General features: G+C 58.2%; 8 protein-coding genes. 1 reads left to right on the forward strand and 7 read right to left on the reverse strand.

Going from position 1 to position 7,430, the window contains the following annotated elements:
- Positions 1-488: 488 nt before the first annotated feature.
- Together rpsO and NQ014_RS03540 are read right to left on the reverse strand one after the other, a co-directional pair.
- Positions 489-758 (reverse strand): 30S ribosomal protein S15, encoded by a 270-nt coding sequence (gene rpsO / locus NQ014_RS03535; RefSeq protein WP_016422594.1) that lies wholly within the window; start codon positions 756-758, stop codon positions 489-491.
- A gap of 141 nt (positions 759-899) precedes the next feature.
- Positions 900-1,895, reverse strand: coding sequence for a bifunctional riboflavin kinase/FAD synthetase (locus NQ014_RS03540; RefSeq protein WP_257073761.1), 996 nt, complete (start codon positions 1,893-1,895; stop codon positions 900-902).
- Between the two features lie 64 nt (positions 1,896-1,959).
- Here NQ014_RS03540 and truB point away from each other — a divergent pair, with 64 nt between their 5' ends.
- Positions 1,960-2,946 carry a tRNA pseudouridine(55) synthase TruB gene (truB, locus tag NQ014_RS03545; RefSeq protein WP_257073762.1) on the forward strand — a complete coding sequence of 329 codons (987 nt, stop codon included), beginning with the start codon at positions 1,960-1,962 and terminating at the stop codon, positions 2,944-2,946.
- A 16-nt stretch (positions 2,947-2,962) separates the two neighbouring features.
- Here truB and NQ014_RS03550 read toward each other — a convergent pair whose 3' ends face one another.
- The 5 genes from NQ014_RS03550 to NQ014_RS03570 form a co-directional block, all read right to left on the reverse strand.
- Entirely contained in the window at positions 2,963-3,676 is a 714-nt protein-coding gene (locus NQ014_RS03550; RefSeq protein ID WP_257073763.1) for a 4'-phosphopantetheinyl transferase, read from the reverse strand.
- On the reverse strand, positions 3,655-5,046 hold the full coding sequence (locus NQ014_RS03555; protein WP_306438418.1) for an MATE family efflux transporter: 1,392 nt from the start codon (positions 5,044-5,046) through the stop codon (positions 3,655-3,657). The genes NQ014_RS03550 and NQ014_RS03555 overlap by 22 nt, the downstream gene beginning before the upstream one ends.
- Before the next feature lie 4 nt (positions 5,047-5,050).
- Positions 5,051-6,112, reverse strand: a complete 1,062-nt coding sequence (locus tag NQ014_RS03560) for a DHH family phosphoesterase (RefSeq protein WP_257073764.1) — start codon at positions 6,110-6,112, stop codon at positions 5,051-5,053.
- Positions 6,113-6,154: 42 nt separating this feature from the next.
- Complete coding sequence (rbfA, locus tag NQ014_RS03565) at positions 6,155-6,586, reverse strand: 30S ribosome-binding factor RbfA (RefSeq protein ID WP_016422588.1); 432 nt, start codon at positions 6,584-6,586, stop codon at positions 6,155-6,157.
- A 361-nt stretch (positions 6,587-6,947) separates the two neighbouring features.
- Complete coding sequence (locus NQ014_RS03570; RefSeq protein WP_257073765.1) at positions 6,948-7,256, reverse strand: hypothetical protein; 309 nt, start codon at positions 7,254-7,256, stop codon at positions 6,948-6,950.
- Positions 7,257-7,430: the final 174 nt, after the last annotated feature.

Consider the following 7,430-nt stretch of genomic DNA (forward strand, 5'->3'; position numbering starts at 1 on the left):
TAGCGGCGATCATCGATGTCGCCTGTAAAAGATCGAATGAACTTCGTTTGCGTCACGCATTCTACCAGCTAACGCGGAAAGTTCTCGTATTGGACGGATCGGAGATATCTCACTGCCATCTGGGTTCTTGCACCTACGCGGGGTTCTAGGAGTTTGCGGGGCGGGGGGGCACTTATCGATGACTTTTCTTGACTCATCGATGGTTTACCGTGTCTTATCGACGAATTACCGTGTCTTATCGATGGGGCCCCGGCACTTATGCGCACGCTTTCGATCAGCCCCTCCACATGTCGATGAGGTATTCACTTGTGGCCACGCTACAGCGCATCGATGAGTGAATACCACAACGACAAGTGATCAAAAAAGACCCGCCGTGAGCTTCCATCCAATGGAAACCCAAACGGCGAGTCTAAAAAGCTTAAAAGCCTTGAATTAACAGAGCAACTTACACCAATGAAGCTCTGACAAACAGGACCTTAAGGAGAACCTTAGCGACGCAGACCCAGGCGCTCGATCAGCTTACGGTAGCGCTCAACGTCGTTGTCCTGCAGGTACTGCAGCAGGCCCTTGCGGCGACCGACCAGCAGCAGCAGACCACGACGGGAGTGGTGATCGTGCTTGTGGAACTTCAGGTGCTCGGTCAGCTGACGAATACGTGCGGTCAGCAGTGCAACCTGAGCCTCCGGGGAACCGGTGTCGGTCTCGTGCAGGCCGAACTCCTTGAGAATCTCAGCCTTTTCTGCAGTGTTCAAAGCCATGTAAATCTAACTCCTTGAATCAAATTATGGTCGTTTTTTCAGTCCACATTCTCGGCTTTCCCGGAACCAAACAGCGTCTGGCAGCTAGTTCCTCGCAACTGCTTGTGGACCGCAGTCACAGCCGACGTTTTACTTTAACAGCTAATCGGCCTTAGCCAAAATGGCCTCGGTGTCTGCGACGTCCTTGTTCATCCGGTCAATGAGCTCCTCGACCGAGTCGAACTTCTCCATTCCGCGAATCCGGTCGACAAACTCAACCTGCCCGGCGGTGCCGTAGAGGTCCGCATGACGGTCAATCACGTAGGCCTCGACCGTTCGATCAGTGTCTCCAAAGGTCACATTAGTGCCCACCGACACGGCTGCTGGGTAGCGCACCCCAAACTTGATATCGCCCTTCGGGTCTGGCTCCGGGCGGGCTGCCGTCGGCTGAGCCGTGAACCATGCCGCGTAGACACCATCAGCCGGGATTGCCAGGCCCTCAGCGAAGTCAATATTGGCGGTCGGAAAGCCCAGCTGCGCTCCCCCACGCCCCTGACCTGGAATAACATCACCATCAACACGGTAGAAGTACCCGAGACACGAGGCGGCTGCGGACACCGCTCCGTCGGCAAGCAAACCGCGAATACGTGTCGACGAAACACGTTCGGTCGAGTCCGCGGCAGTGACGTCGAGGAGGTCGACGATGGTGACGTCGACCCCACACTTACGGCCGTGCTCCGGCATAGTCTCGGCGGTACCTGCGGCCTTCTGCCCATAGGTGAAGTTCTGGCCAACGAAGACGGCCTGTGCATTCAGCTTGTCTCGGACAACGGTGCGTACAAAGTCTTCTGCGGGGATGCTGGAGAAGTTCTTGTCGAAAGGCACGACAACCATGGCATCGATTCCCTCCGCTTCTGCCAGCTCGGCGCGACGGGACACGGTGGACAGTGCCGGCGGTACCTTATCCGGGGCAAACAGCGCTACGGGATTGGGATCGAAAGTCATCAACAGCGATTTCACGCCACGAGCGCGAGCGTCACTGACCGCAGCAGCCATCAGGCGCTTATGTCCTAGATGAATACCATCGAACACTCCGATGGTTACGACCGTGTCCCCCAGGTCTTCGGGTGCATTGTCCAAGCCATACCAAATCTCCACAGAGAGCCAGTGTAACTGGTCACCGTTTAACACACCGCATATAGCGCAACATAGGATTGCGTCTATGACCGACTTCGATCCGATTGCAGACTCCGGCATTGTCATCGTCGACAAGCCCCAAGGCTGGACAAGCCACGATGTAGTGGGCAAACTCCGTCGAATCTTCCGAACCAAGAAGGTCGGCCACTCCGGCACCCTCGACCCAATGGCCACCGGTGTGCTCGTCCTCGGCATCGGCCGCGGCACGCGCTTCCTACCGCATGTCCACGCGGACACGAAGTCCTACCAAGCCACCATTCGACTCGGCGCTGCCACGCTTACCGACGACGCCGAAGGCGAGTTGCTCTCCGAATCCTCGGCGGCATCGGTGACTGATGAAATGGTTCGAGCGGAAATTGCGAAGTTCACCGGCACAATCATGCAAAAACCCGCGGCGGTATCAGCGGTGAAGATTGACGGTGTCCGCGCCTACGAGCGCATCCGCCGTGGTGAGAAGGTCGATATCCCTGCGCGCCCGGTGACTATCTCCCGCTACGAGGTTCTGGACATCCGCCACGACTCCGATCCTTCCCGTCCCGGGGAGTGCATCGATATCGACGTGGAGGTCGACTGCTCTGCCGGCACTTTCATCCGCGCCCTAGCTCGTGACTTGGGGGATGCACTGGGAGTCGGTGGTCATCTCACTGCTCTGCGGCGTACTGCCGCCGGCGTTTTCACTATTGATGAGTCGTTGACTATCGACGAGCTCACGGCGAAAGCCGAGCAGTTCGACACCGCCCATCCAGAAATTGCGGAGATGCGACGACCAGTCCCGGAGCGCGCCGCTTCCTTGTTGCCGCTGAGTCTGGACGAGGCCTGCCTGCGTTGCTTTGATACCCGCGACATTACTGAACAGCAGGCGGCTGATTTGGCTCAGGGCAAGTGGCTGGAGCCAATCGGAAAACCTGGAGTCTATGCGGCGGTGTCACCAACGGGAAAGGTTCCGGCGCTGCTCACAGAATCTGGCAAACGGGCTAAGACGGTCTTCGTGGTGCGCCCGGCCACGCTGTGACTACCTCTCAAGGATTTTAAGACTGCTCGAGCCACACCGCGGTTGCAACGATGCCTGCACCGCGAGCCCAGAAGCCTTTTACTCCGCAGAAGGCGTCGGGAATCTCACGGTGAACCGTTAGCTGTAAAGGTCCGCCTGTGAGTCCTCGGGAAAAACCTCGCGCTGCTATCCGTTTCTTTCGCAGTTGGACGGAGACTTCGTCGAAGTCTAGCCACTGCCCGACTATCGGCTCCCAGAGTTTGTACATTGATTCCTTGGCGCTAAATTGCACCAGCGGGTCAAGGCGTGCTTCGTCAGTGCGCAAGACTGCCTCGATGATTCCTAACTCTAGAGTCTGCTCGACCTCGACATCGATGCCAATCCCCTGCAGCTGTTCAGCGCTCGCGGACACGGCTGCCACGGCCCTGCCGCAGTGGCTAATTGACCCCACGATCCCTTGTGGCCACAGCGGCGCTCCGGTGGCCGACATGCCAATCCCATGTGGGGCAGACTCTCCTAGCCGTTGCACCGCCTCATGCGCAGCGAGGCGCCCTCGGGTGAAATCACGGATTCGAGCAGGTGCTGCACTATCAGACAGCCTCAACTCAGCAGTACGGAGCTGCTGCAATTCCGCATCACTAAACGGACGCTCGGCATTGGAGTCAATAACCAGCCGGCTACCGGCGGGCAAATGCCTGGCCAGGTACTCCTGGACGTCGGCAAGCACACTCATGCGCTGATGCCGTACCATTTCTCTCCACGGAAACGGGTAGCGACAAAGATGAGTCGCAGAATCATGAAGGCCAAGAGACCGCACCACACGCCGGTCAGCCCCCAGCCAAATGCCTGCGCCAGCCAGACCGGTGGGAGGAAACCGCACAAGACCGCGCTAACGGTGGCGTTACGGAGGAAGGCTGCGTCGCCGGCGCCGAGCAACACGCCATCGAGCGCGAAGACGACGCCGCCGATAGGAATCATTGCGACAAGAATCCACCATGGTCCAGCGGTGACTGCGTCAATCACGCCTGTGGCGTCGGTAAAAATGCGGACAATACTGGCATTACCTACTGCGAAAACAGCCGCTAGGCCGAGGGCAATGACGCTTGACCAGACAGTCACGCGCTTGCCAGTCCAGCGGGCAACGGCCGTGGAGCTACCGCCCAACGCTGCACCGACGAGCGTCTGTGCAGCAATCGCTAGCGAGTCGAGCACCAACGAAATCAGGTTCCACAGTTGCAGCATGACCTGGTGCCCACCGAGCGTGGTCGGCCCAACGCGGCCAGCAACCGCTGCGGCGGAGAGGAACGCTACCTGGAAGGACAAGGAGCGAACGATGAGATCGCGGCCGAGGACCAGCTGGCTTTTGATAATGGCGCCATTCGGGCGCATGGAGAGCTTGCGGCTAGAGCACTCTTTGAAAAGACGGCGGAGGAACAGCCCGCCGGTAATCAATTCGCCGAAAAGAACGGCCATCGCAGAGCCCTCGAGACCGAAGGCGCGGACCAGCGGCACAATCACAATGGCGGCCGGAACAAGGCCTGAGAGCACATATAGCAGCGGCGCGCGGGTGTTTTGGATACCGCGCAGCCAACCATTTCCGGCCTGTGCAATCAACGTCAGCGGAATGGCGAAAGCAGCAACTCTCAACCATTGCCCGGCATCATGAGCGACCTCCGGATGAGGAGCTAACCAACCGGTAAATACTGGTGCCAACCCCACGATGATGGCAAAGAGGCTAAGGCCCACAAAGATGGCGACCCACGTCGCTTGCAGTCCCTCTTCAACCGCCTCGTCCACGTTGCCCCTGCCAAAGGCTCGCGCTGATCGGGCGGTCGTGCCGTAAGCCAAGAAAGTAAGCTGCGTAGTTACCACAGAAAAAACCGTCGAACCAGCGGCAAGCGCCGCAAGCTGAACAGCTCCAAGCCGACCGATGACAGCCGTATCCAGCAGCACATAGAGTGCGGGCGCGGCAAGAACACCCAACGCTGGCAGCGCAAGCGAAACGATTGCGCGAAGGCTGACATCTGACTTCGCACTGTGCCCGGTTCGCTCTATGCCGGTTCGCTCTATGCCAGTTTGCTCGATCTCAGTGCGCTCCTGAGTTTCTCGCGAGTCCGACAATCCCCTAGGCCTCGCTCGTGCCTCGGCGTGCCTGGGCTGCGACATCGCTGGTGTCCAGGATGGCCTGCAGCAGCTCATCCTTGCTGCACTCCCGAGTCAGACCGGCGGCACGCTCGTGGCCACCGCCGCCAATTTCCAGGGCGACCTGGGAGACATCGACAAGCTCGCGAGAACGCAGCGAGACGGCCCACTGGTTTGGCTCATACTCCTTAAGCACGGCACAGACGTCGGCCGCATTAGTCGTACGCACAATGTCCACGACCGATTCAATCTCATCGTGACCGACATCGCTGGTCTGGTCGTGCTCGATGACGACGTGGATTAGGCCAGCGCCGTCGCCCCACTCGGGCACCAATGTCGCGGTGGAAAGCACCTTGCCCAGGAATGGAAGGTAGGCAAACGGATGTTCTTCCAGCAGCTGTGCACCAATCGTGCGCGGATTGAGCCCCTTATCCAGCAGGCGCGCCGCTGCAGTGTGCATGCGGGAATGGCCGAACTGGAACGATGCGGTGTCCGTCAACAGCCCTGCATAGAGAGCATGAGCCATCGGCGTGGTCAGCTTGATACCCCAGACACCAAAGAAGTCCAGGAGCACCATGGTCGAGGACTCTGCGCGTTCGTCAACCATGTTGACGGACCCAAAGCGAGTGTTGGTCGCGTGATGGTCAACATTGATAACGCGGTCGGAGGCCATCACGCGATCTTCCAGCGCACCGAGGCGCCCCGGGCTTGCGCAGTCGACAGTCACCCACGTGTCAATGTCTTCATCCAAGTCCGTGTACTCGACAAATCGCTCCCATCCGGGGATGGTCAGCAGCGACTTGGCTGGCAAATCGCTCTCACCGTAGCTGGCTACAGCCGAAATGCCACGCTGTACAAGTGCCATGACCATCGCAGATGCAGCACCAATCGCATCCGCATCGGGGTGAACATGGGCAATGACGCCGACTTTCTTAGCGTCGGCAAGCATATCCTGCATCTGCTGAATCGGCTTGGACATGCGGCGATTAATCGCCTGGGAAAGCTGGTGAGCTGCCTGCTCCTGAGCCTGCGGAGAAGTGGTCACGTGGGTGCCCCTTTCATCGATAGATGTGGCCGGTGGAGAGTTTTACTCCTCGTCGCGGTATGGGTTGGCATCGCCTGCGGGCTTTGCGTTTCTAGCCTGCTCAGCCAATTCCGCGTCGCGCGCGCGAGTCTTATCGAGCAGCTCCTCAAGGTGCGCGGAAATCTCCGGCACGGTGTCAACCTCAAAAGCCAGCGTCGGTGTGTAGCGCACACCGGTGCCACGACCGACCAGGGAACGCAGCTGCCCCTTCGCCTTTTCCAGCGCTGCTGCTGCCGACTCGTAGTCCGGTTCCTCGTCGAGCGTACGTCCGCGCACAGTGTAGAAAACTGTGGCGTCGTGCAAATCGCCGGTGACGCGGCAGTCGGTGATAGTCACAAACTCCAGCCGCCGGTCCTTAATCTCACGCTCAATTGCGCTGGCGACAATCTCCTGAATACGCTTGGACAGCCTGCGCGCGCGTGCTGGATCTGCCATTTTTGGCTACTCCCTATCTATCTCTACCTGTGCGTAACGATTCGTAGCTAGACCCCATTTAGCGTGGGGCCTGAAGTGCCCCTTCGCTGACAAAGACCCATTTGGGATCCGGCAAAACGGTTCAATACAAAGGACTGCTAATACTAACACGCAAAACACTACTCAACTTCGAACCGCATGTTTCGCGACTTCGCCCGCACCCGTTTACCGAGTGCAGTCAATTGCTTCGCCGCACGCTCGCCCTTTGTTATTAATCCATTAATCATCACGACAACACTGCCACCACCATCGATGTCATCGACGGCATGGGGAGTCGCTACTACGGAATTGCGCAGCTGAAACACAGCCTACCCGTACGCTCTTAACGGCGCTCCACGAAGTTGTACATCGGTAACCCATTAACATGAGAGCAGTCAGGCAGTGAGTCCATCACACTGTCCTGCAATGGTGTTTCTCCCTCGATGCCGAAAATCCATTTAACCGCAGCATTACCTAAATCCAGCGGATGGAAAAGGTAACTTACCTCACCATTTTTATCCTTGGGCGCCGCGCTGCCATGGGTTTGTTCCCATTCAGCCACATCCGTCGGATGTAGTACCTCGACGTGTTCACCGTTAGCGAACGGTACCTCGAAATCCAACAGTCTTCCAGAGCTGAAAAACCGCTGCATGTCAAAGTCATAGTCTTCGCAACTTGCTGCTAATTCCCTGGTAGGAGGGTTGCGTCCGTTAGCGTGGTGTATCTGTGACTATCGGTGAGGGCCTGATGAATGCATGAGGCGACCACCGTAGTACCTTTCGATTCCATAACCACACTTCCTCGAAAGGGATAACCACGATGGCCG

Source organism: Corynebacterium sp. 5QC2CO (genome assembly GCF_024580435.1).
Taxonomy (GTDB): Bacteria; Actinomycetota; Actinomycetes; order Mycobacteriales; family Mycobacteriaceae; genus Corynebacterium; species Corynebacterium jeikeium_D.